Here is a 23,854-nt window from a genome sequence, read left to right as displayed (position 1 = left end):
CGACACACAAAGCCTGTGCGCCAGCGCATGACTCCAGCCAAACCCCAACCCGCAATCCACATCCACCGCACTGGTGCGATACAGCCGCGTCCACTCAAACGGCAAGATCCCGTCCAGCGCACCATCGGTAAGAGTGAGCAATTCTTCCCCGGTGACCATCGACACTGGGCAGCCGTTGGTGACCGTCTTGTCCGCTGGCGTCGCCGCGTCTCCCTTCGGATTCGACGCCATGACCGGCACATCATCCACACGCTCTTTTTGTGTCAGCACCGCGTTCTGCCGCGCCCGCCAGCGCATCTGCATCGTGCCTTGTTTCACCCAGCCGACCACACCGCGAACCGCCACCGCTTTATAACGGTCGACCGCCTGCATGAACTTGGTGAGAATCGCCAGCACCCCCTTCACGAAGCCCATGGCAGCCTTAAGAATTTGTGCGCCATGCTTGACCAGGCGAACGCTCAAATACGCCACGCCCGCCGCCGGCAACGCGATGGTCAACACCGCGCCAATCACCAGGTCAATCAGCAACGACACCATAAAACCTGCGGCCGCTTGCGCGACTTCACGGGGCGGTAACGCGTCCAGCCAGATCATGGCGGTGCGCAGTAACAGGTACAGCGCCGCCTCGTCACTGGCGAGCAACATCGCCTGTTCCATTACCTTGGGCGCATCGGTGGCGATATGCGCCAACTTGGCCGCCTCGCTACCCAGTTGCTCGACGTACTTCAGCGGGTCTTCAAGCATCGCCTGCACCAGCTTGATGCTGTCCCACACATCCGTGATCGCCGCCCAACTGCCCGCCAGCACGCCGCTGCCAATCGCGCTGGCAGTAGAGCGTTCCCAGTGGGGTTTGAAGTCTTTCCACTGTGACCGAAGCCACTGTTCCAAGTCCGCCGTCAGCCCTGCATAGGAGGTAAACAAGGCCTCCACTTGCTGCGCTGAAACACCGCCCTGAACCCGCACCTCATAGCGCCCGCCAGCGGCGCAGTAGTGCGAGCCCTTGCCGTGTTCATCGAGCATCACCCGCGTGGAGATGCCGTCATCCAGGCCGATCACCTCAACCGGGATGTCGCCAATCGGCACGTCATACGCTGATTCGAATTTGCTCTCGATCTCCAGCACGCCACCCACCGGGCAACGGGCCACGGTGGAGAAATCTGCATCGGTAATGCTCACCGAACGCTGCGAATCCCCAACCCGCAACACTCGGTCCATGCCCAGCAACGACGGCATATCCGCTGCATGGCTGACCGAATCCAGCGCGCGCGAATACCAGGCGCCCATTTGCTGGCGGTACTCCACCAGGCTCTGATGGAAGCCATCCAGCTCATGTTCGATAGCGGCAATGTGGGCAGCGTGGGTCATCCATGACGTCTCGACAGAAGGCAAGGCGTCGGAGTCTGCCGCAGCGAAAAGCGGCTGGATGAACGGTTTGGAAAATCAGATTGCCCTTACACGGGGCTCGCAAAAGTCAGCGGCAACTCATGCGTAAGGGCTACTTCAAATGGCGACACTACTGATTGACGAGCAGTGCCCTTGGGCGTCTTTCAGTTGGGTTTCAAACTCAATCAAGCCCGCCTGCATCCGTTGCAACACGGTGATTTGCGCGGCCAGCGCTTGCTTCTTGTTGGCGATGGCTTGGTCCGCCCTGTCCCAGGGAAAGGCGTCACCGTCGTACCCCAGCAAAATCTCCTGCAACTCCTTGAGTTTGAACCCGAGCTGCTGGGCGCATTTGATAAAGGTCAGTCGCTCTACGCTCTGCGCCGTATAAACCCGATAGCCACCAAGGCGTTGCGGCTCGGGCATCAATCCAATCGCCTCATAGTGACGAATCGCCTTGATGGTCGTGCCGGACAACTGCGCGGCTTTGCCGATGTACATGAAAATTCCCTTTCTCAAATAATGCGCCGGCCTGTTTCAGCCACTTGGCCCGCTGCGTCAGCGTAGCGCCCAGCACCGGCCCGAACAGCAGCGTCTTGCTCGGTGTGATGCCGCACAGCGCCAGCGTGGTGCGACGCATCTGGTGGATGGCCGGCATGCGGTAGACCCAGCGGTAATACCACGCCGGCGTGTCCAGGGTCACTAACAAGTGCGCGCTTCGGCCCTTGAGCAGCTTGTCAGGGAATGCCTTGCCTGCGCGGTATTTGAAGGCGAGGCCGGGTAGGAAAACTCGGTCGATAAAGCCTTTCATCAGTGCCGGGATACCACCCCACCAAACAGGGAAAACCCATGTGAGGTGCTCGGCCCAAAGGATGTCGGCTTGGGCGCTGAGCAAGTCGGGTTCCAGTGTTTGAGCCTGGGTATAACCGTGGTGAAGAATCGGGTCGAATGTGAGATTGCCCATGTGCAGGATGCGTACTTCGTGACCTGCCGTTTTCGCAGCGTGGATATAGGTCTGCGCCATGGCTGAACAAAAACTATCGGTGGACGGATGGCCGAGAATGACCAGGATGCGCTGACTCATGCTGAAGGCTCCTGAAATGGGCGTTCAGGGTAGGGGGTGCCGTATAGGGGAGAGTCAAGGGCCACAGCCAGTGCCAGCAGGACCTTTCTGCAAGGTACGCAGGACGCGTCCGAGAGTACTCATGAGCGCTTGTGACGGCACAGCGGGCTAACTAGCCTGCTGAAAACACAAGAGTAAAAAGGCATGAGCGAGACCTCCATCGGGTTGACGGCACCTCCAGAGGGCTACAGTGATTGGCTGACAGACCTCAAGGGCCGTATCCATAACGCACAGCAGCGTGCGTCAATCGCGGTCAATCGTGAACTGGTGCTGCTCTACTGGCAGATCGGTCGCGATATTTTGACCCGTCAGAACGATCAAGGCTGGGGTAGCAAAGTGATCGACCGCCTTGCGCAGGATCTGCGGGCGGCCTTTCCAGACATCAAGGGTTTTTCGCCGCGCAATCTGAAGTACATGCGTGCTTTTGCCGAGGCGTGGCCGGATTCTGAATTTGTGCAACAAGCTGCTGCACAATTGCCCTGGGGTCACAACCTAGTGTTGCTCGATAAGCTTCCGGGCCCCGAAACACGTCGTTGGTACATTCTCCAGGCCGTTAAACACAGCTGGTCGCGCAACACGCTGATGATGCACATTGAAAACCGCCTGCTGGAACGCAGTGGCAAGGCCGTCAGTAACTTTGAAAGCCATCTGCCCAAAGCCCAATCCGATCTGGCGCGTGAAACCCTCAAGGACCCTTACCGCTTTGACTTCCTCAGCCTGGGCCTGAACGCGCAAGAGCGTGATATTGAAAACGCCCTGATCAAGCATGTCACCGACTTCTTATTGGAATTAGGCGCAGGCTTTGCCTTCGTAGGCCGGCAAGTGCTGCTGAATGTGGGCGGTGATGAATTCTTCGTCGACCTGCTGTTCTATCACTTGAAGCTGCGTTGCTACGTGGTGATCGAACTCAAGGCTGGCAAGCTCAAGCCCGAACACCTGGGCAAACTGAGCTTCTACCTCGCAGCTGTGGATGCCGAGATAAAGCACCCACAGGATGGCCCGACGATTGGTCTGTTGTTGTGCAAAGGTAAAAATGAGGTGGTGGCTGAATATGCACTGCGCGATAACAACCGACCTATCGGCGTGGCGGAATATCAATTGGTGGAATCTTTGCCCGCAGAATTGCAAACCAGTTTGCCGAGTATTGAGCAGATCGAACGGGAGTTGGCGGGCTAGGGGCGGGCAAGCAATGGAAAAAGCCTGCTTTTCAGGGCAGGCTTATCACGCTGGGTTTGCTTATTTCTGATGAGCTGTCAGCGCCGCGTAACCGTTCATCAAGTTGCGATAGTTGGGAATCCGCTGGGACAACAGGTTACCCAGGCCTTCGATATCGTTGCGCCAGTCGCGGTGCAGCTCACACGCCACCGAGAACCAGTTCATCAACTGCGCACCGGCCTGCGTCATCCGGCTCCACGCCGCCTGCTGCACCGTGGTGTTGAACGTGCCGGACGCATCCGTCACCACAAACACCTCAAAGCCTTCCGCCAGCGCCGACAAGGTCGGGAACGCCACGCACACATCCGTCACCACACCGGCAATGATGATCTGCTTGCGCCCGGTGGCCTTGATCGCCTTGACGAAGTCTTCGTTGTCCCAGGCATTGATCTGACCAGGGCGAGCGATATACGGCGCTTCCGGGAACATTTCCTTCAACTCTGGCACCAGCGGGCCATTGGGGCCTTGCTCGAAGCTGGTGGTGAGGATGGTCGGCAGGTTGAAGAACTTGGCCAGGTCAGCTAAGGCCAACACGTTGTTCTTGAACTCGTTGGGCGAGAAGTCCTGCACCAGGGAAATCAAGCCGGTTTGGTGATCGACCAGCAGAACGATAGCGTCGTCTTTGTTCAAGCGGTTGTAGGTGGGAGCGCTCATGGTTGAATCCTTTTTTGTTTAGGTTGGTTGGGCGTTGCGTTCAACATGGGCACAGATTAATGGGTGGGTGGCGGGGGATAAATCGGGTGTGACGAGTCTTACTGTCAACTTAAAGGAGACAAAGAGCGAGCGATTGGGGGCGCCGTACTAATGCGCATAACGCGAATGAATTGCCTGATTTTGAGTAGCCAGCAGGTACGATCCCTTTCATTTGCAGGACGTTTCCGAGAGAATCCCAACCGCTTGCGCCAGTGGAATTGGGTGACTAGGCTGCTGACCGTCACTGCTAATTCAGTGATCGGGTTTAGTCGCCCGGACCTCGCTAGGCGCACGCGCCATCCCAAAGACAGGTGTCTTCTCGCCTGCACTTTATGGTGGCTGTGCGCAGGGCACCCTCGGGTGCGCCGGTGCCTAGCGGCCGGTCGACTAACCTGCGTACAGCCGCCACCTCTGCTCGTTTAGTCGCGAAAGGACGGTGGTAGTCACTTACTGCTAGGAGTTTTGCTATGGATAACGTTCGTTCAGATACGCTGTCGTCACACCCGACCAACTCATTCACGGTCAATGAAGATCTGAGCTTTGAGGATGCCTGGGTGCAGGTGGCTGAGCTGCTGCATTGTGCGCTGGCTGCGTCCCAGGTGATCGGCGAGTCAGTGGCTGCGCCGCAGAGGGCGGTGATGCATCTGGTGGAGATGGCGAAGATGGCGAAGATGGTGGCGGATAGGGCTGTGGAGTGTTTGCAGCCTAAATAACGCGTATTGAAGGATGGGTAGGATACCTCCCCGCCTTTGTTGACGATTCAATTGTCCAGCAGCTGCTGGACAATTGAACTGTATTCTTACAGGCATTAAAAAGCCGGCTTGTGGCCGGCTTCTCGGGGACTGCCTCAGCTTGTTTTTGACAAACCTCACCAGCCTTCAAATCGCTCAGCCCACATGGCGTCGGGCTGAATAGTAGGGGCATCCGCGGGAACTCCTCCGCATCGCCTGACAGGGCAGATAGCTAAGCCATCCCCCTGCCAAATGTGCGGCGCATGATACCCACATTCACTTCAGTTGCCCACCTCCGGTTCCGATTTAGAGCCTTCCCAGCCCAATAGATGTTCATCCAGCGGCACGGGCGGCCGGCGGTTGTTGAGGGTGGACCACCAGAATACCCAGCCGACGATCTTGAAGCTTTGTTCGAAGCGTTCTTCGTGGTTGAGGTATTCGTCCGGGTGTTCGGCGGCGTTGTGGCTGCGCAGGCGCAACCCACCGCCAGGTCGGTTGTAGAGGTATTTGATGCGCAGCATCCCGTCGTGCTCTACCGCATAAATTTCGCCGTCGATGATTTGGGTGCGGCCTCGGTCGATGGCAAGGGTGGCGCCTTGTTGGATGATGTCGGTCATGCTGTTGTCGACCATGTAAGCGCCTACCGCGCGGTCGGGATGGACGTTGAGGGTTTGCAGGCTGTGCCGGGAGACGCGGATGCGTTCGCTTGAGGTGAATGTGGGGTGGAGGGGGATCTCCACGTCGGTTGTTTCCGGACGGCAGGCGGGGCCTGTGAGGTATTTGCCGGTGTCTTCGCGGGTGGGCAGTAGTTTCCTTGTGTCGGGGCCTTCCAGCAGGTAGTTGGCGGGCGGGTGTTTGGGGCCTCGGCCGTCGCTTAACCAGCGACTTGAGACGCACAGCAGTTCTGCTATCTCGTTGAGTCGGCCCATGGGAACGCCGCGTTTGAACCAGTTGTTCACGTGTTGAGGCGTGACGCCGCGGTTCTTGGCGAAGTCGGAGGCGGAAAGATTAACTTCCCGGAGTAGCGCTTTTAAACGATCACCTGATGTATTCATAAACGCAGAGTTTACTGGCGGGAAAAACCAATCAAATAAACCATGCGTTGAATTGCATATGTAGGATTTGGCTTAGTTGTGGCTCGATCTTTCAGGTGTGCAACTTAGATAAACAGCATAAAATAAACATTGAACTTGATGTTTAATTTTGCCCATAAAAAAGCCCCGAACTAACGGGGCTTTCTTATTTGCCGAAGCAATCAGGCGCGGGTATCAGCCTTTGTAGGCGGCAACCGACTTCATGATCTCGGCGCGGGCGGCTTCTGCGTTGCCCCAACCGTCGATCTTCACCCATTTGCCTTTTTCGAGGTCTTTGTAGTTCTCGAAGAAGTGCTTGATCTGTTCCAGCAGCAGTGGCGGCAGGTCGGTGTATTCCTTCACGTCCACGTACAGCTGGGACAGCTTGTCGTGTGGCACTGCGATGACTTTGGCATCGCCGCCGCCGTCGTCGGTCATGTTCAGGATGCCGACTGGACGGGCGCGGATAACCGAGCCTGGGGTAACCGGGTAAGGGGTCACGACCAGCACGTCGAGGGGGTCGCCGTCGTCAGCCAGGGTGTTGGGGATGAAACCGTAGTTGGCCGGGTAGAACATCGGGGTGGCCATGAAACGGTCAACGAACAGGCAGTCGCTGTCTTTGTCGATTTCGTATTTGATCGGCGCGTGGTTGGCCGGAATTTCGATGGCGACGTAGATGTCGTTCGGCAGGTCTTTGCCAGCCGGAATCTTGCTGTAGCTCATTGGGCGTTGCCCCCGTTAGTTGGCCATATGACATGGCCGGATTGGCCTAAAAGTGGCAGCGATTATAGGCATATTCTGACGCCGATGCCATGCGCCAAGCGTCGTACGGTCATTCGCCTTGCGGCTGATAACGTGGGTCGCCGGCTTGCAGTTGGGTCAGGCGCGCCAGTGGGTCCTGGCGGTAGAAGCGGCTGAGTTGGGCGTACACCTGTGGATAACGGTTGACCAGTAAATCCGGTGCGCTGAAAAAGTACTCGCTGGTGACGGCAAAGAATTCAGCTGGGTTTTCCGCCGCGTAAGGGTCGATCTCGGTGTCGGCCTCCGGGTTGGCGTCCAGTTGGCGATTGAGGTCGTCGAAGGCGCTTTGCATCACGCTGGCCCATTCCTGCACGCGCATGTCGTGGTGCAGCGGTGGCAGGCCGTTGGCGTCGCCGTTGAGCATGTCGAGCTTGTGCGCCAGTTCATGGATGACCAGGTTGTAGCCTTCCCATTGGCCACTGGCGAGCACCCCAGGCCAGGCGAGGATCACCGGGCCTTGTTGCCAGGCTTCGCCGCTGTGTTCGCCGTCCCACTCGTGCTCCACGCCGCTGGCATCGCGATGGCGCTGCGGGCTGAGGAAGTCGTCGGGGTACAGCACGATTTCATGAAAGCCCTGATACCAGTCGAGGTCGCCCAGGTTCATCAGCGGCAATTGTGCCTGGGCGGCGAGCAGCAGGCGTTGTTCCTGGTGCAGGTCGACGCCGGGCAGGGCGGTGAGGTGTTTTTCGGCGAGGAAGATCACGCAGGCTTCGCGCAGCCACTGGTCTTGCTCGGCGCTGATGCCGTCGAGGAAGGTCAGGTGGTGGCGCACCCGTTGCCAGGTGTCATCGGCAATCGGGTGCTTGGCCAGCAGGCGCCGGCGACGCCAGGCGCTTAGGGACCACATGGGCAATCAGTGTGGGTTGGCTTCGGAGGACGTGCGGCCAAAGCGGCTGCGCACCACGCCAATGATCATTGGCACCAGGGACAACAGAATGATGAACACCACCAGCAGCGACAGGTTTTTCTTGATGAAGGGCACGTTGCCGAAGAAGTAGCCCAGGGTCACCAGGCCACCGACCCAGAGAATGGTGCCGAGTACGCTGAACCCGAAGAAGCGCGGGTAGGGCATTTTGGCCACGCCGGCGACGAACGGCGCGAAAGTGCGCAGGATCGGCAGAAAGCGCGCCAGGGTCACGGTCTTGCCACCGTGCTTGTCGTAGAAGTCGTGGGTCTTTTGCAGGTAGTCGCGGCGGAAGATCTTCGAGTTGGGGTTGCTGAACAAGCGTTCGCCAGCCGTTCGTCCTATGACGTAGTTGGTGCTGTCGCCGAGGATCGCCGCCAGCATCAGCAGGCCGGCCAGCAGCACTGGGTCCATACCGCCGCCAGCCGCTACGGCGCCAGCGATAAACAGCAATGAATCACCCGGCAGGAATGGCATGACCACCAGGCCGGTCTCGCAAAAAATCACCAGGAACAGAATGGCGTAGATCCACGGACCGTAGTTGGTTACCAGCATGTCGAGGTAAACGTCGAGATGCAGGATAAGGTCAAGCGGGTTGAAATCCATGGATGGCACCTGTGTGAATGGCCCGGCTCAGCGGGCCAGTGCGGGGACGACGGGTAATAAGGCTACAAGTGTATGTCGTGGTTCTTACAACCTTGAGAGGTCCGCATTATACGGATTGAATGGTGAAAAGCGTGTGGCTTTTGTAGCGGGGAGTGTCGTGAAAGTGTGAAGCGGTTGGCTTGGTTTTTTGTGGGAGGGGGCTTGCTCCCGATTGCGGTGGGTCAGGGACAAATTCGTTAACTGACACCCCTCCATCGGGAGCAAGCCCCCTCCCACAAGAGATCTACAGTGTTTGGGGGGATTAGGGGTCAGTCTTCGTTGATCGGCAGCACGTAGTTCTTGAACTCGGTGTCTTCACGAAAGCCTATGGACTCATAGGTCTTCTGCGCCACTTCATTGTCGCTGCTGGTGGATACCCGCAATCGTACGGCCTGGGTTTCCTTGGCCATCTTCTTGGCCGTGCGCATCAGGTTGTCCGCCACCAGTTGCCGGCGGGCATCCTCGGCTACATAGATATCATTGAGGATCCACACCCGTTTCAGCGACAACGAGGAAAAGCTCGGATACAGCTGGCAAAAGCCCAGCAGTCGCTTGTCATCATCATCGGCCAGGGCCAGGTAGATCACCGATTCCTTGCGTCGCAGGCGCTTTTCCAGGAAGGCCCGGGATGAATCCGGGAATGGCAGGGCCCCGTAAAACTCGCGGTATTTGACGAACAACGGGGTCAACAGGTCCAGGTGTTCCAGGGTCGCTTGAGTAATCCGCATGCCAGGCCTCAACTTCCAAATGGGGTATGACCACGCGAGCGGCCGTGACTTGATGCTGCCTAATGCGGCAAAAAAGCGCAATCGTGCCGCTATCGGTCACTCGGTGGGCTGAGCAGGAAATTGCCCTTCATCAAGTCCGGGTCGTCGGATTCAAGCGTCTGAACCTGTGCCTCATCCTTGAGGTTGACCCCCGACAGTTGCCGGCGACACGCCTCGCGCATCAAGTACAACAGGCGATGGGCCGCCATGCCATAGCTCAAGCCTTCCAGCCGCACATTGGAAATGCAATTGCGATACGCATCGGTGAGGCCCACCTTGGGGTTGTAGGTGAAATACAGGCCCAGGCTGTCCGGCGAGCTGAGCCCCGGCCGTTCGCCGATCAGGATCACCACCATTTTGGCGCCGAGTAATTGCCCGATTTCATCGGCCACTGCCACGCGGCCTTGTTCCACCAATATCACCGGTGACAAGGACCAGCCTTCGGCGTGGGTCTGTTCCTCCAGGCGCGTCAGAAACGGAGCCGTATGCTTGTGCACCGCCAATGCCGACAGGCCATCGGCCACCACGATGGCCAAATCCACGCCACCCGGGTACGCCGAAGCGTAGTCGCGCAAGGTTTGGGCCGACTCATCGCTCAAGCGTCGCCCAAGGTCCGGGCGTTGCAGGTACATATGCCGGTCCGTGGCGGCGCTGCGCAGCAACAGGCTGTCGCGGCCACGTTCGGCCAATTGGCCGCTGAGCCCGGCATGGTCGAAGGGCAGGTGCACCGCATCCCGCGCCTGGGCGTGGGCAAACTGGAAGTCCAGCTGGGCACTGGTAGGAATGCTGGTGCCGGTGCGACCCAGGGCGATGCGCGCCGGGGTCAGGCGGCGTAATTCCAGCCACGGGTTGTCAGGCAATTCTGGTTGCACGGTCGGCTCCTTCATCCCAGTTGCGCCAGAGCGTGGCGAAACGCCGGTGGCAGGCTGTTGCCGAAGTGCACTTTGCCGCCTTCTTGCGTGAAGATGCCCATTTTCGCCAGCCACTGTTCAAACTCCGGCGCCGGTTTTAAACCCAATGTTTGCCGGGCGTACAAGGCGTCGTGGAACGAGGTGGTCTGGTAGTTGAGCATGATGTCGTCGGAGCCGGGGATGCCCATGATGAAGTTGATGCCGGCAACGCCGAGCAGGGTCAACAGTGTGTCCATGTCGTCCTGGTCGGCTTCGGCGTGGTTGGTGTAGCAGATATCACAGCCCATGGGTACGCCGAGCAGCTTGCCGCAGAAGTGGTCTTCCAGACCGGCGCGGATGATCTGCTTGCCGTTGTACAGGTACTCCGGGCCGATAAAACCGACCACGGTATTGACCAGGAACGGCTTGAAGTGCCGGGCCACGGCGTAGGCACGGGTTTCACAGGTTTGCTGGTCGACCCCAAAGTGCGCATTGGCCGACAGCGCACTGCCCTGGCCGGTTTCGAAATACATCAGGTTTTGCCCCAGGGTGCCGCGCTTGAGGCTCAGGCCGGCTTCGTAACCTTCCTGCAGCACGCTCAGGCTGATGCCGAAACTGGCGTTGGCGGCCTCGGTGCCGGCGATCGACTGGAACACCAGGTCCAGCGGCACGCCACGGTTGATCGCCTCGATGGAGGTGGTGACGTGGGTGAGTACGCAGGCCTGGGTGGGGATTTCGTAGCGCTGGATGATCGCGTCGAGCATCTCCAGCATGGCGCAGATCGAGGCGATGCTGTCGGTGGCCGGGTTGATGCCGATCATGGCGTCGCCGTTGCCGTAGAGCAGGCCGTCGAGAATACTCGCGGCAATGCCTGCTGGTTCGTCGGTGGGGTGGTTAGGCTGCAAGCGCGTGGACAAGCGCCCGCGCAGGCCCATGGTGCCGCGAAACTGGGTGACCACGCGGATCTTCTGTGCCACCAACACCAGGTCCTGTACGCGCATGATTTTGGACACGGCTGCCGCCATTTCCGGTGTCAGCCCCGGCGCCAGTGCGCGTAGGGATTGTTCATCAGCCGCGTCACTGAGCAGCCAGTCGCGCAGGCCACCGACGGTGAGATGGCTCACCGTGGCAAAGGCCTGTTTGTCGTGGGTGTCGATGATCAGCCGGGTGACTTCGTCGCTTTCATAGGGAATCAGCACTTCTTCCAGGAAGTGCTTCAGGGGTGTATTTGCTAGCGCCATCTGGGCGGCGACCCGTTCGCCATCATTTTGCGCAGCGACACCGGCCAGGAAGTCGCCGGAGCGCGCCGGGCTGGCTTTGGCCATCAGATCCTTGAGGCTGTCGAAGCGATAGGTGTGTGCACCCACCGCGTGGGAAAAACTTGCCATACAGTGTCTCCTTGACGACGCGAGCAGGCGCCCGCGCCGAGGTTTACGGCACTTAGTGCAGGGCGGCCTCTGCGGCCTGGATCGCCGCGAATTCTTCTTCGGGCGTGCCTGCTACCAAGTGATGCCGGCTGTAGAAAGCAAAGTAAGCAATTAATACTCCATAGATGACCGCCGCGCCAATCACCACGCGTGGGTCAACCAAAAAGCCTGCTACCACGGCCACGCAGGCCAGTACCAGCGCCACGCCCGAGGTGAAGATGCCGCCCGGCGTGCGGTACGGGCGCTCCATTTTAGGGCGGCGGATGCGCAGGGTGATGTGCGCAGCCATCATCAGCACGTAGGAAATCGTTGCGCCAAACACCGCCACCAATATCAGCAAATCGCCCTGGCCGGTCAGCGACAGGCCGAAACCGATAATCCCGGGAATCACCAATGCCAGTACTGGCGCCTTGCTCTTGTTGGTCTCGGACAATTTGCGCGGCAGGTAGCCAGCGCGCGACAAGGCAAAAATCTGCCGCGAGTAGGCGTAGATAATCGAGAAAAAGCTTGCGATCAAACCGGCCAGGCCAATCAGGTTGACGAAGCTGCCCATCCAGGTCGAACCGCCATAGGACAGCGCCAGGGCTTCCACCAACGGGTTACCGGATTTGATCAGCGCATACGTGCCTGCACCGCCCGGCGCGATCACCAGGATCAACAGGGCAAAACTGGTCAGCACCACAATCGCGCCGATCAGCCCACGAGGCAGGTCGCGCTTGGGGTTCTTGGTTTCTTCAGCGGCCAGGGGCACGCCTTCTACCGCGAGGAAAAACCAGATCGCATAAGGGATCGCCGCCCACACGCCCACATAGCCGAACGGCAGGAAGCTACTGGCGCCTTTGGCCTCGGTCACCGGAATATCCAGCAGGTTGGCGACGTTGAAGTGCGGCACCATCGACACCAGGAATACGCCCAAAGCGATCGCGGCGACGGCGGTGATGACAAACATCAGCTTCAAGGCTTCGCCGACACCAAAAATATGGATGCCGATAAAGATGATGTAGAACGCCAGGTAGATCATCCAGCCGCCAATGCCGAACAGCGACTCGCAGTAAGCGCCGATAAACACCGCAATTGCGGCGGGGGCGATGGCGTACTCGATCAGGATCGCGGTGCCGGTGAGGAACCCGCCCCAAGGGCCAAAGGCGCTGCGGGCAAAACCGTAGCCACCGCCGGCGGTGGGGATCATCGAAGACAGTTCGGCCAGGGAGAAGCACATGCACAGGTACATGGTAGCCATGAGCAATGTGGCGAGGAACATGCCGCCCCAGCCACCCTGGGCCAGGCCGAAGTTCCAGCCTGCATAGTCGCCGGAGATGACGTAGGCGACGCCAAGGCCGACTAACAGCACCCAGCCGGCAGCGCCTTTTTTCAATTCTCGTTGTTGAAAGTAATCGGTGCCGACTTTTTCGAAGTCGACCGAAGAACTCGTGGGTTCGCTGGGCATGGGAAGTACCTTCCATTCTTATTGTTTTCAACTCGGCCGGTGTGTGCCGAATGCGCATCGCAAGTACTTATGAAGATCCAAATGTGGGAGGGGGCTTGCTCCCGATAGCAGTGGGTCAGTGACTCATACTTGCACTGACACTCCCCGATCGGGAGCAAGCCCCCTCCCACCCTTGATTGCATTTCAAAGGTGGGAGGGGGTGTGGGGTTAGAAAAAGCCCAACGGATTAATGTCGTAGCTCACCAGCAGGTTCTTGGTCTGCTGGTAGTGATCCAACATCATCTTGTGGGTTTCGCGTCCTACGCCAGACTTCTTGTAACCGCCAAACGCGGCGTGCGCCGGGTACAGGTGGTAGCAGTTGGTCCACACGCGACCGGCCTTGATCGCGCGGCCCATGCGGTAGGCGCGGTTGATGTCGCGGGTCCACAGGCCGGCGCCCAGGCCGAACTCGGTATCGTTGGCAATCGCCAGGGCTTCGGCTTCGTCCTTGAAAGTGGTGATGCTCACCACCGGGCCGAAGATTTCTTCCTGGAACACACGCATGTCGTTGGTGCCCTTGAGCAGGGTCGGCTGGATGTAATAGCCGGTGGCCAGATCGCCAGTGAGCTTTTCAACCTTGCCGCCGGTCAGCAGTTGCGCGCCTTCGCCCTTGGCGATTTCCAGATAGGACAGGATCTTGTCAAATTGCTGCTCGGACGCTTGGGCGCCGACCATGGTGTCGGTGTCCAGCGGATCGCCACGCTTGATCGACTCGACCTTCTTCATCACCACTTTCATGAAGTCGTCGTAGATCGACTCCTCCACCAGGGCGCGGGATGGGCAGGTGCACACTTCGCCTTGGTTGAAGAACGCCAGCACCAGGCCTTCGGCAGCTTTTTCGATGAATGCAGGTTCCGCTTTCATGATGTCGGCGAAGAAGATATTCGGCGACTTGCCTCCCAGCTCAACGGTAGACGGAATGATGTTCTCGGCCGCCGCATGCATGATGTGCGAGCCCACCGGGGTAGAGCCGGTGAAGGCTATCTTGGCGATACGTTTGCTGGTCGCCAGGGCTTCGCCGGCTTCCTTGCCGAAACCATGCACCACGTTCAGTACGCCTGGCGGCAACAGGTCGCCGATCAGTTCCATCAGTACGCTGATGCCCAGCGGGGTTTGCTCGGCGGGCTTGAGCACCACGCAGTTGCCGGCGGCCAGGGCCGGGGCGAGTTTCCAGGCGGCCATCAGCAGCGGGAAGTTCCACGGGATGATCTGGCCGACCACGCCCAGTGGTTCGTGGAAGTGATAGGCGGCAGTGAGTTCGTTGATTTCGGCGCTGCTGCCTTCCTGGGCGCGAATGCAGCCTGCGAAGTAGCGGAAGTGGTCGGCGGCCAGGGGAATGTCGGCATTGAGGGTTTCACGCACGGCCTTGCCGTTGTCCCAGGTTTCGGTGATAGCCAGCAGTTCGAGGTTCTGCTCGATACGGTCGGCGATTTTCAGCAGTACCAGCGAGCGGTCCTGGGCGCTGGTTTTGCCCCAGGCGTCAGCGGCAGCGTGGGCGGCGTCCAGAGCCTTGTCGATGTCTTTGGCGGTGGAACGCGGGAAGTCAGCGATAGGTTTGCCGTTGACCGGCGAGGTGTTGGAGAAGTAGTTGCCATCGACCGGCGCAACGAACTCGCCGCCGATGTAGTTGCCGTACTTGGCCTTGAACGAAACGATGGCGCCTTCGGTACCGGGGTGTGCATAACGCATGGTGGGCATCTCCTGCTTTTATGTTTATCGGAGTACAGCGCTGCAAGCGCGTTATAAAGCGTAGAGCAAAGGTTGGGCCAGTGCGTGCAGGCCAGGTAAATCAAGGGTTTGGTTTTGTTTACAAGGCATGAATGTGGCCGGGGCGATACAGGAGGGGTGACAGTTTGTACCGCAAACGGTACAGCCTGTGACCGATGGGTCGGCCCGGGATTGCAATGGCCGGATGGCTGGTGGATGCTGGGCGCTCTCACGCAGGGAGAATAACAAGAACATGCACAACGATCATTTCAGTCGCCATGCCCAGCAGGTTCTCACCGTCACCCGGGGGCAAGAGCCGCTTCAAGGGCCGGGCAGCGATCCCTCCATCGCCCGTTCCTGGCTGCGTTGCGTTGAGGACTACCACCTCGACCCCGCGCTGACCGTTGCGCCCACCGTGCTTGAGCATGGCCGCCTGCTGGAAAGCCGCGAAGGCCTGCGCCAGGTGCTGCATATCGCCGGCAACGAAATGAACAGCCTGCACCAGCAACTCTCGGGGGCCGGTCATGCGGTGCTGCTCACCGATGCCCGGGGGGTGATCCTCAACTGTGTCACCGCGCCGTCCGAGCGCAAGATTTTCGAACGCGCCGGGCTGTGGCTGGGCGCCGACTGGAGTGAAGCTTGCGAAGGCACCAATGGCATCGGCACCTGCCTGGTGGAGCGTCAATCCCTGACCATCCACCGTGACGAGCATTTTCGCGGCCGCCATACCGGGCTGACGTGTTCGGCGAGCCCGGTGTTCGACCCTCACGGTGAATTGCTGGCGGTGCTGGATGTGTCCTCGGCCCGCGAAGCCGTGTCGCGCCAGAGCCAGTTCCACACCATGGCGCTGGTGAACCTGTCGGCCAAGATGATCGAAAGTTGCTACTTCCTGCGCCACTTCGAACACCATTGGCTGCTGCGTTTTCACCTGCAGGCTGAGTCGGTCGGGTTGTTCAGCGAAGGCTTGCTGGCGTTCGATGGCGAAGGGCGCATTTGTGCGGTGAACCAGAGCGCGCTGAACCTGTTGGGGCAGCTACGCGGCGGCTTGGTGGGTCAGCCGGTGGACGCGTTTTTCGACTGTTCCCTGGATCAGTTGCTAGGGCGGGCCAGCGCGAATGCCACGGCCAGTTGGCCGCTGCGTACCCGCGATGGTCGGCCTCTATTTGCAGCGCTGCGAGGCCAGCCCCGCAGTACGCCGGCCCCGGTCGTCAAGCCGCAGGCGCCACGCCCACTGGGTATTTGCCTGGGCGATCCGGCGTTGCAAAATGAGCTGCGCAAGGCCTCGCGAGTATTCGAGCGCGACGTGCCCTTGCTGATCAACGGCGAAACCGGCTGCGGTAAAGAGGCTTTCGCCAAGGCCGTGCACCAGGCCAGCCAGCGAGGCGACAAGGCCTTTGTCGCGCTGAACTGTGCGGCCATTCCGGAAAACCTGATCGAGTGCGAGTTGTTTGGCTATCGCGCCGGCAGTTTCACCGGTGCCCTTAAAGAAGGCATGCGCGGCAAGCTGCAACAGGCCGACGGCGGTACGCTGTTTCTCGACGAAATCGGCGATATGCCACTGGCGCTGCAAACCCGCTTGTTAAGGGTGCTGGAGGATCGCCTGGTGGTGCCTATCGGCGGCGAACCTCAAGCCGTGAACCTGCGCATCATCAGCGCGACGCACCGTAATTTGTTGGAGCGTGTGGCCGATGGCAGCTTTCGCGAAGACCTGTATTACCGCTTGAGCGGCTTGGAAGTCGCCTTGCCGCCGTTGCGCGAACGCACTGACAAGGCGCAATTGTTGGACTTCCTCTTGGCCCAAGAGGCCGGCACCGAACAGGTGATGCTAGACGAGTCGGCGCGCCAGGCTTTGTTGGCATTCCCCTGGCCCGGCAACCTGCGACAGTTGCGTACGGTGTTGCGCACGGTGGTGGCGCTCTGTGAGGACGGCCGAGTCGGGCTTGACGACTTGCCGGCATTGATTCGTCAGGCGCAGCCGCTGGGGGCGAGGGTGGATGCGCCGTACGCCTTGCCACTGGAAAGCGCCGAGCGTCAGGCATTACTCGGTGCGTTGGCGCAGCAGCGCTGGCATATGAGTCATGTGGCTGAACAGTTGGGGGTCAGTCGCAATACGCTGTACCGCAAGTTACGCAAACATGGAATCTCAAGGGACTCCACCCATTAAGGGAGTGCGACACCTGTCGGAATAACTCAGTTATTGCCGATGGCTCAAGTTTTGTCGCACAGGCTTTAAGGTTTTTTATCGCGCCATGTACTCACGTCGCCCCGGAACGCTGCACGTTGTTTTAAGCACTGATGGAATAAGGGCAGAGCATCACGTGCCCTTAATCACAGTTGTTTGAAACTTCTAGGGTGACAACACATGAACATTACAAGTCCAATAACGACTCCTGTGCTACAACTCCCTGTTCAACTTGACGTTACGCTCACGTCCCAACCGCAACCCTTAACCGCGGGCTGGGGCGAACCGATGGACCCCACTCAGCCTGAGCCTGGCACGCAGTTGTCTGCGCAGGAGACTGATCAAACGCCGAAGGTGCGCATCAAGCGTGGAATTTTTGGACGGCGGTTCGGGGGAGGATCCCGCCCCACGCCTCACGTGCCGCCCACGCCATCGCCCAGAGTGCCGCCTGCTCCGGTCAGTCCCTCGCCCACCCGGCCCCAAACCACGGCGGGTGGGAAAAAGCCGACGATAAGCCACGAAACCCCTGGTGCCAGTGCGACCGCGGGCAGTTCAAGCCAGTCAACCGCAGGTAGACTCAAGGACGTGCTGACCAAGGGGCCTCAGACGCCCCCCCCGCGTTGGGACCGCCCCTGTGAAACAGGACGATTCACCCAAGGTCAGCATGGCCGATGTCACCCAGCGACTGTTGGATGCCGACAGGCTGGTCAAAGCGGGCGTTATTTCTACATCACCCTCTACCAGCAAGACGGTCAAGGACGCGTTCATCAATGCAGGTGTCAATGGTATGGTCAGCGCGCCGATCAATGTGGGGGCGTATGCCGGGTCCGTGGCCGCGGGGGAAGCGATCAAGGGCCAATACGTGCCGTCGCCAGTGGCGCCACCGCCACCGCATTTGCCCGGCGTTGCACAGCCCGATCAGAAGCCCATGCCGCAAACCGTTGCGCCACCCGCACCCGATGAGCCTGCGCCGGGAGCCACGCGCCATCTGGATCGGGTAGAGAAAGTGGTGCTGGAGTTTGCCAATGTCGTCATGACGCTGGCGTCGGGCAGCACCGCAGACCGGCTTGCCATCGGCGACGCCTGGCCCAAGGAGCGTGGGGCACGCTTGACTAACCTGGAGCAGTTACTGAGCGTTTCAGAAACCCATATGAGGCAAGTGGCTGAGGACAACGGGGTTATTTTCAAACCTCACATCGAGTCGTCAACATCTCCCAGTACCGGGGGACGCTTAGGCGTAATAGAGCGTCGGTATGACGCGATGGAAAAAGCGGCCGAACGAATCATGACCTTGAAAGACGCTGAGCTTAAAAAAGCTGGCACCACGGTTTAAGACATCCCTTTTGCCCGTCGGATCCTACCGGCGGGCGTTTCGCCCTCAGCTAAAGCGTGCGAACTTTCCCACCCTACGCTAACCTGCCTCGATGTTTACGAGGTCGACTATGCACATTCATATTCTGGGTATCTGCGGTACGTTCATGGGTTCGATGGCGGTTCTGGCCAAAGAGCTGGGCCATCACGTTACGGGCTCCGATGCCAATGTTTATCCGCCCATGAGCACGCAGCTGCAGGCGCAAGGTATCGAGCTGACCCAAGGTTACGACCCCTCGCAATTCGACCCGGCGCCGGATCTGGTAGTGATTGGCAACGCCATGTCCCGCGGCAACCCAGCGGTCGAGTACGTGCTCAATAAAGGTTTGCCTTACGTCTCAGGCCCTCAATGGCTGGCTGATCATGTGTTGCAAGGTCGTTGGGTATTGGCGGTGGCCGGCACTCACGGCAAGACCACCACCAGCAGTATGCTCGCCTGGGTGCTGGAACATGCGGGCATGAGCCCGGGCTTCCTGATCGGCGGCGTGCCGCAGAATTTCTCGGTGTCGGCGCGCCTGGGCGATACGCCGTTTTTCGTGATCGAAGCCGATGAATACGACAGCGCGTTTTTCGACAAGCGCTCCAAGTTCGTCCACTACCGTCCGCGCACAGCGATCCTGAATAATCTGGAGTTTGATCACGCGGACATCTTTCCCGATCTGGCGGCTATTGAGCGGCAGTTTCATCACTTGGTGCGTACCATCCCGAGTGAAGGCTTGGTCATCCACCCGACCACTGAACCGGCGTTGCAGCGCGTGATCGACATGGGCTGCTGGACGCCGGTGCAGACCACCGGTGTGGACGGGCAATGGCAGGTCAAGTTGCTCAGCGAAGACGGCTCCCGGTTTGAAGTGCTGTTCGAAGGCCAAGCCCAAGGCGTCGTGGAGTGGGATATGACCGGCCAGCACAATGTTGCCAACGCGCTGGTAACCCTGGCGGCTGCACGGCATGTCGGTGTGGTGCCGGCCATGGGCATCGCGGCCTTGAGCGCATTCAAAAGCGTCAAGCGGCGCATGGAAAAAGTCGCCGACGTGAATGGGATTACCATCTACGACGACTTTGCCCACCATCCAACAGCTATCGCCACTACGCTCGACGGCCTGCGCAAGCGCGTTGGCGATGCCCAAATCATTGCGATCGTTGAACCGCGCTCCAACTCCATGAAGCTGGGTGCGCACCGCGATGGCCTGCCGGAAAGCGTCAACGACGCCGACCAGGTGGTCTGGTACGCGCCTGCCAACCTTGGTTGGGACCTGCCGGGGATCGCTGCGCTGTGCGCCGTGCCTTCGACCGTGTGTGATTCGCTGGAAGGCATCATTGAGCATGTGAAGCACTTGGCCAAGCCCGGCACCCATGTGGTAGTCATGAGCAACGGCGGCTTTGGCGGCTTGCACGGCAAGCTGGCCGAGGCGTTGAAATGAGCGGCCCCGAACGTATCACCCTGGCAATGACCGGCGCATCCGGCGCGCCTTACGGCCTGCGCCTGCTGGATTGCCTGGTACGTGAAGACCGTGAAGTGCACTTCCTGATTTCCAAGGCCGCCCAATTGGTGCTGGCGACCGAGACGGATGTGCAATTGCCGGCCAAGGTGCAGATGATGCAAGCGTTCCTCACCGAATACACCGGTGCGGCGGCGGGGCAGATCAAGGTCTATGGCAAGGAAGACTGGATGTCGCCCGTAGCTTCGGGCTCCGGCGCGCCGGCGGCGATGGTGGTGGTGCCATGCTCCACCGGCACCCTGTCGGCGATTGCCACGGGCGCCTGCAATAACCTGATCGAAAGGGCGGCGGACGTGACCTTGAAGGAGCGTCGCCAATTGATCCTGGTACCGCGCGAAGCACCGTATTCGAGTATTCACCTGGAACACATGCTCAAGTTGTCGAACATGGGCGTGACCATCTTGCCCGCGTCGCCGGGTTTCTATCACCAGCCGCAGACCATCGATGACTTGGTGGACTTCGTGGTGGCGCGCATTCTCAACCTGCTGAACATTCCCCAGGACATGCTGCCGCGCTGGGGCGAGCACCATTTGGGCGGTGATGAATAAAACGCTGCTGCTACTACTGGCGCTGCAACTGACGGGCTGCGCCACGGCGCGCACCCTGGACGCCGCGCAAGCGGGCGCGCCTGTGGTGTATGCCGGTACGCGCCTGGATTTGTATGCGATCAATGGCGGCTGCTGTGCCAAGGACCGCTTTGGTGCCGAGGCGCCCACCTATCCTCATATCGACCTGCCCGCCAGCGCGCTGCTCGATACGCTGCTGTTGCCACTGTCGTTGTTGACCGTGCTGGGTGTGGGCTTCAACGCCACTGGCGGACTCTGAGAACTACACGAACCCAATGTGGGAGGGGGCTTGCTCCCTCCCACATTGGGATTGGCGTTCTTACTTGCCGAGCTTGCGCAGCTCATCCGACTCCACCACCCGTACGCCATCCTGTTCTTCCAGCGCCAGGCGCCACATGGCGCGAGCCAGTTCGCAGACTTCGATGCCGTGGTACTTGCCCGGAATCAAACGCGACAACGGCCCGGCCAGCTGTTCGGCCAGACGCGGTTCCAGCCGCTCCCCCAGCAGCAAGGAAGGTCGCACGATGGTCAGTTGCGGCCAGTCCTGGGCTTTGAGTGCCTGCTCCATTTCGCCCTTGACTCGGTTGTAGAACACTGAGGATTTCGGGTCGGCGCCGATCGCACTGATCACGATCAGATGCCGCGCACCCAGTTCCCGAGCGCGCTTGGCGAAGGCCACCACCATGTCCAGATCGACCGCACGGAACGCCGCTTCCGAGCCGGCTTTCTTGATCGTGGTGCCCAGGCAGCAAAAGGCCATGTCCACCCGGCCGCTCAGTTGCGGCAGGAACACCGCAGGGTCGCCCACCGGGTTTTCCAGGCGTGGGTGTTCAGCCAGCGGCTTGCGGCTCGGCGCCAGTACACGGGTCACGGTGGGTTCGTTGAGCAGGCGATCAAGCAGGTGTTCGCCGGTGAGGCCAGAGGCCCCGGCCAGCAAGATATGCTGAGGTGTCAGGTACATGATGTTTCCCCCTTGTTACACGTTACAGCTTAGTTGCCTTTGGCTTCCTTGCTATTCATTGAGACGCTTTCGAGCGCCTTTCGTGCCTGCTGTTTGCGTAATAGTTGCCAATGGGCGATCACGCCTTTGGGCGCCCATATCTGCGGTTCTGAGGCTTCGAAGTTGTCCGCCTGTTCGCGTTCGGCCACATGCAGTTGTGCCAGTTTGAACGCGTGTTGCAAATCGTCCGTTTGGTTGAAGGCTTGTGCGAAAAGGGCATCGCCAAAGTAGGTAAAGTCCGCCTCTTCTGAACAGCCAAAGGACACGCGATCCGCACGGGATGCCGTCATGATCAGCGTGCGCTCATCTTTCAGGGCCGGAATGAAACCGCCGGAGTAGCAGGCGGAAATCACGATGATCTTGTCGCGGTTTTTCAACGGCGCCAGCACGGCGGCCAGTTCATCGGCGGGCAAGTCGGCCAGTTCCATGCGCGGCTGGTCGAGCACCAACTCATGTTCATGGGTGCCATGGCTGGTCAAATAGATAAACACCAGGTCTTCGGGCCCGGTACGTTCGGCCAGGGTTTGCACGGAACGCCTCAGGCTTTCGCGGGTGGCCAGCGGACGGTCGGCGATGTGGTCACGGTGGTTGACCAGGCGGACCTGCCCGCGTGCGCCGAAGCGGGTGGTGAGCAGGTTGCTGACGTAATCGGCTTCGCGCAGGAACACGCTTTGCTTGCCATCACCTGCCAACGCCAACGTATAAAGCTCGACGGCAGGTGTCGAGGCCGGCACGGCGGCCAGGGCCTCGTCGAGCAAGCGGCCTTGGGCCAATAGGCCGGTTTCCAGTGGGTCGGGCAGCAACTTGCCATCGGCATCGCGCACGCGCAGGCCATTGACCCAGGTGCCGGCCTGCACGGTGCCGTCGGTGAGCACGAGGGTGCCACGCCCCTGATAGTTGTCGCTGTCGAAGCCACCGATATAGAAGCTGCCATCGGTGAGGTTCAAGCGCCCCTCACCGGTAAAGCGCCAGTCACTGAACTGACCGACGTAGTGGCTGCCATCGGCGCCAATCAATTCGCCTTTGCCACTGAGGGCGCCTTCCTTGAACTGGCCGATCCATACGTCGCCGTCGGCGTTTTCATAGCGGCCTTTGCCGTTGAGTTGGTTCTGCTTGAATTGGCCGATATAGATATCGCCCTCAGCGCTATTGAAGGTGCCATTGCCTTCCAGTTGGCCATCGACAAAGTGGCCGCTGAACTGATTGCCGCTGTCGTCATTGCGCTGGCCTTCGCCATTGGGCTTGCCGTGGGCAAATTGGCCTTGGTACTGGCTGCCATCGGCCAATTCCAGGCGACCGAGGCCTGCGTACTGGTCGTCCTTGAACTCGCCGCGATAGGTCATCTGCCCTTCTTTGAGGGTGCCTTCGCCATTGCGTCGACCGTTCTTGAAGCTGCCGACATAGCTGCTGCCCGTGGTAGTCAAGCTGCCCTGGCCATCAAACAGGCCCTGCTGGAACTGGCCTTTATAGACTTCGCCATTGCTGCCATGCCATTCGCCCTGGCCGTGCCACTGGCCTTTATCGAACTGGCCGGCGTACCAACTGCCGTTGGGGTAGTCCACGCGGCCCTGGCCTTGCAGCAGGCCGTTGACCACATCGCCACGGTAGCGGCCGCCATCGGGCAGGCGCGCATCGGGCGGCAACAGCGATTCGCCGTCTCCGCAAGCGGTCAGCAACAGGGCAAGGGCAAGGGGAGCGAGTGGGCGCATAGCGGGATCCGGATAATTGAGCGCCGAGTATGCCGCAGCCGCGAGATTCATACATAAATTTACATACACTGTGGCAAGGTTTATTGCCTCGCCACAGGGTCGGCCTTACACGAAGCAGAGTGACAGCGACTCGGCAATATAGGCAGGTTTCTCCTGGCCTTCGATTTCCAGGGTGGCGGTGGCCTTGAACAGCCATTGGCCGGGTTTTTTCTCGGTGACGTCGGTGAGCGTGACGTTCAGGCGCACCTTGGAGTCGACCTTCACCGGCTGGATGAAGCGGACACTGTCCAGGCCGTAGTTGACGGCCATTTTCAAGCCCTCGGGCATGATCAGGATGTCTTCCATCAGCTTGGGCATCAGTGACAGTGACAGGAAACCGTGGGCGATGGTGCTGCCGAACGGGGTTTGTGCGGCCTTGACCGGGTCGACGTGGATGAACTGATGATCGCCGGTGGCCTCTGCGAACAGGTTGATGCGCGCCTGGTCGATGGTGAGCCATTCGGAACGTCCCAGTTCCTTGCCGACATAATCTTTGAGCTGCGCTACGGGTACATAGGGCATTGCGTCTCTCCTGGGTTCATCATTTTTATCCCCCCGTTGATAAGGGGTTTTATATGGGATACAGAGAACCAATGTAGATCATCATGGGCAAATGGCCCGGTCAACCCAACATGCTTTTGGCGAA

General features: G+C 59.7%; 23 protein-coding genes. 7 read left to right on the top strand and 16 right to left on the bottom strand.

Annotated features, from left to right (window positions below):
• From TK42_RS18980 to TK42_RS18970, 3 genes are all read right to left on the bottom strand, one after another.
• Positions 1-1,365 (bottom strand): DUF6531 domain-containing protein (locus TK42_RS18980; RefSeq protein WP_256584606.1); only part of this gene is annotated, 1,365 nt, incomplete at its 3' end.
• 135 nt (positions 1,366-1,500) lie between these two features.
• Entirely contained in the window at positions 1,501-1,881 is a 381-nt protein-coding gene (locus TK42_RS18975; RefSeq protein ID WP_103734871.1) for a MerR family transcriptional regulator, read from the bottom strand.
• The gene (locus TK42_RS18970) at positions 1,820-2,464 is read right to left on the bottom strand and encodes an NAD(P)H-dependent oxidoreductase (RefSeq protein WP_103734870.1); all 645 of its coding nucleotides are present in this window, start codon (positions 2,462-2,464) and stop codon (positions 1,820-1,822) included. The genes TK42_RS18975 and TK42_RS18970 overlap by 62 nt, the downstream gene beginning before the upstream one ends.
• A 183-nt stretch (positions 2,465-2,647) precedes the next feature.
• Here TK42_RS18970 and TK42_RS18965 point away from each other — a divergent pair, with 183 nt between their 5' ends.
• Positions 2,648-3,679 (top strand): YhcG family protein, encoded by a 1,032-nt coding sequence (locus TK42_RS18965; RefSeq protein ID WP_103734869.1) that lies wholly within the window; start codon positions 2,648-2,650, stop codon positions 3,677-3,679.
• Between the two features lie 60 nt (positions 3,680-3,739).
• On the opposite strand, the gene ycaC is transcribed toward TK42_RS18965, so the two are convergent.
• Entirely contained in the window at positions 3,740-4,372 is a 633-nt protein-coding gene (ycaC, locus tag TK42_RS18960) for an isochorismate family cysteine hydrolase YcaC (protein ID WP_032879270.1), read from the bottom strand.
• A gap of 506 nt (positions 4,373-4,878) precedes the next feature.
• Here ycaC and TK42_RS18955 point away from each other — a divergent pair.
• Positions 4,879-5,124 carry a hypothetical protein gene (locus TK42_RS18955; RefSeq protein ID WP_103734868.1) on the top strand — a complete coding sequence of 82 codons (246 nt, stop codon included), beginning with the start codon at positions 4,879-4,881 and terminating at the stop codon, positions 5,122-5,124.
• A 299-nt stretch (positions 5,125-5,423) separates the two neighbouring features.
• On the opposite strand, the gene TK42_RS18945 is transcribed toward TK42_RS18955, so the two are convergent.
• The 9 genes from TK42_RS18945 to TK42_RS18905 form a co-directional block, all read right to left on the bottom strand.
• Positions 5,424-6,197, bottom strand: a complete 774-nt coding sequence (locus tag TK42_RS18945; RefSeq protein ID WP_032879273.1) for a helix-turn-helix transcriptional regulator — start codon at positions 6,195-6,197, stop codon at positions 5,424-5,426.
• A gap of 213 nt (positions 6,198-6,410) precedes the next feature.
• On the bottom strand, positions 6,411-6,938 hold the full coding sequence (gene ppa / locus TK42_RS18940) for an inorganic diphosphatase (protein ID WP_005791810.1): 528 nt from the start codon (positions 6,936-6,938) through the stop codon (positions 6,411-6,413).
• Positions 6,939-7,047: 109 nt separating this feature from the next.
• Positions 7,048-7,863: a zinc-dependent peptidase gene (locus tag TK42_RS18935; RefSeq protein WP_005791808.1), complete on the bottom strand. Its 816-nt coding sequence runs from the start codon at positions 7,861-7,863 to the stop codon at positions 7,048-7,050.
• Between the two features lie 6 nt (positions 7,864-7,869).
• Positions 7,870-8,526, bottom strand: a complete 657-nt coding sequence (locus TK42_RS18930) for a DedA family protein (protein ID WP_003194521.1) — start codon at positions 8,524-8,526, stop codon at positions 7,870-7,872.
• A gap of 308 nt (positions 8,527-8,834) precedes the next feature.
• Positions 8,835-9,293 (bottom strand): N-acetyltransferase, encoded by a 459-nt coding sequence (locus TK42_RS18925; protein ID WP_005791806.1) that lies wholly within the window; start codon positions 9,291-9,293, stop codon positions 8,835-8,837.
• Between the two features lie 89 nt (positions 9,294-9,382).
• The gene (gene eutC / locus TK42_RS18920; protein WP_103734867.1) at positions 9,383-10,219 is read right to left on the bottom strand and encodes an ethanolamine ammonia-lyase subunit EutC; all 837 of its coding nucleotides are present in this window, start codon (positions 10,217-10,219) and stop codon (positions 9,383-9,385) included.
• A complete protein-coding gene (locus TK42_RS18915) occupies positions 10,216-11,610 on the bottom strand; it encodes an ethanolamine ammonia-lyase subunit EutB (protein WP_032879276.1) in 1,395 nt (464 codons plus the stop codon). Before TK42_RS18915 ends, eutC begins: the two co-directional genes overlap by 4 nt.
• Before the next feature lie 52 nt (positions 11,611-11,662).
• On the bottom strand, positions 11,663-13,096 hold the full coding sequence (gene eat / locus TK42_RS18910; RefSeq protein WP_103734866.1) for an ethanolamine permease: 1,434 nt from the start codon (positions 13,094-13,096) through the stop codon (positions 11,663-11,665).
• Positions 13,097-13,303: 207 nt separating this feature from the next.
• Positions 13,304-14,824 carry an aldehyde dehydrogenase family protein gene (locus TK42_RS18905; protein ID WP_005791797.1) on the bottom strand — a complete coding sequence of 507 codons (1,521 nt, stop codon included), beginning with the start codon at positions 14,822-14,824 and terminating at the stop codon, positions 13,304-13,306.
• A gap of 271 nt (positions 14,825-15,095) precedes the next feature.
• On the opposite strand from TK42_RS18905, the gene TK42_RS18900 reads away from it, so the two are divergent.
• From TK42_RS18900 to TK42_RS18880, 5 genes are all read left to right on the top strand, one after another.
• Positions 15,096-17,006, top strand: coding sequence for a sigma-54-dependent Fis family transcriptional regulator (locus TK42_RS18900; RefSeq protein ID WP_103734865.1), 1,911 nt, complete (start codon positions 15,096-15,098; stop codon positions 17,004-17,006).
• 652 nt (positions 17,007-17,658) lie between these two features.
• Positions 17,659-18,357 (top strand): hypothetical protein, encoded by a 699-nt coding sequence (locus tag TK42_RS27170; RefSeq protein ID WP_228309020.1) that lies wholly within the window; start codon positions 17,659-17,661, stop codon positions 18,355-18,357.
• A 109-nt stretch (positions 18,358-18,466) separates the two neighbouring features.
• Positions 18,467-19,816 carry a UDP-N-acetylmuramate:L-alanyl-gamma-D-glutamyl-meso-diaminopimelate ligase gene (gene mpl, locus TK42_RS18890; RefSeq protein ID WP_103734864.1) on the top strand — a complete coding sequence of 450 codons (1,350 nt, stop codon included), beginning with the start codon at positions 18,467-18,469 and terminating at the stop codon, positions 19,814-19,816.
• Positions 19,813-20,442: a flavin prenyltransferase UbiX gene (gene ubiX / locus TK42_RS18885; protein ID WP_005791790.1), complete on the top strand. Its 630-nt coding sequence runs from the start codon at positions 19,813-19,815 to the stop codon at positions 20,440-20,442. The genes mpl and ubiX overlap by 4 nt, the downstream gene beginning before the upstream one ends.
• Positions 20,435-20,719: a YceK/YidQ family lipoprotein gene (locus TK42_RS18880; RefSeq protein WP_032879282.1), complete on the top strand. Its 285-nt coding sequence runs from the start codon at positions 20,435-20,437 to the stop codon at positions 20,717-20,719. The genes ubiX and TK42_RS18880 overlap by 8 nt, the downstream gene beginning before the upstream one ends.
• 60 nt (positions 20,720-20,779) lie before the next feature.
• Here TK42_RS18880 and TK42_RS18875 read toward each other — a convergent pair whose 3' ends face one another.
• The 3 genes from TK42_RS18875 to TK42_RS18865 all read right to left on the bottom strand — a co-directional run bounded on the left by TK42_RS18875 (position 20,780) and on the right by TK42_RS18865 (position 23,730).
• Positions 20,780-21,421: an oxidoreductase gene (locus TK42_RS18875; RefSeq protein ID WP_103734863.1), complete on the bottom strand. Its 642-nt coding sequence runs from the start codon at positions 21,419-21,421 to the stop codon at positions 20,780-20,782.
• Positions 21,422-21,450: 29 nt separating this feature from the next.
• Positions 21,451-23,169 (bottom strand): C13 family peptidase, encoded by a 1,719-nt coding sequence (locus TK42_RS18870; RefSeq protein WP_032879284.1) that lies wholly within the window; start codon positions 23,167-23,169, stop codon positions 21,451-21,453.
• Between the two features lie 105 nt (positions 23,170-23,274).
• Complete coding sequence (locus TK42_RS18865; protein ID WP_005791783.1) at positions 23,275-23,730, bottom strand: MaoC family dehydratase; 456 nt, start codon at positions 23,728-23,730, stop codon at positions 23,275-23,277.
• Positions 23,731-23,854: the final 124 nt, after the last annotated feature.

This window comes from Pseudomonas sp. GZJR-8 (genome assembly GCF_002916705.1).
In the GTDB taxonomy this organism is placed as follows: Bacteria; Pseudomonadota; Gammaproteobacteria; order Pseudomonadales; family Pseudomonadaceae; genus Aquipseudomonas; species Aquipseudomonas synxantha_A.
The sequence above is the reverse complement of the archived record's forward strand: the minus strand, read 5'-3'. Positions and strand labels throughout refer to the sequence as shown.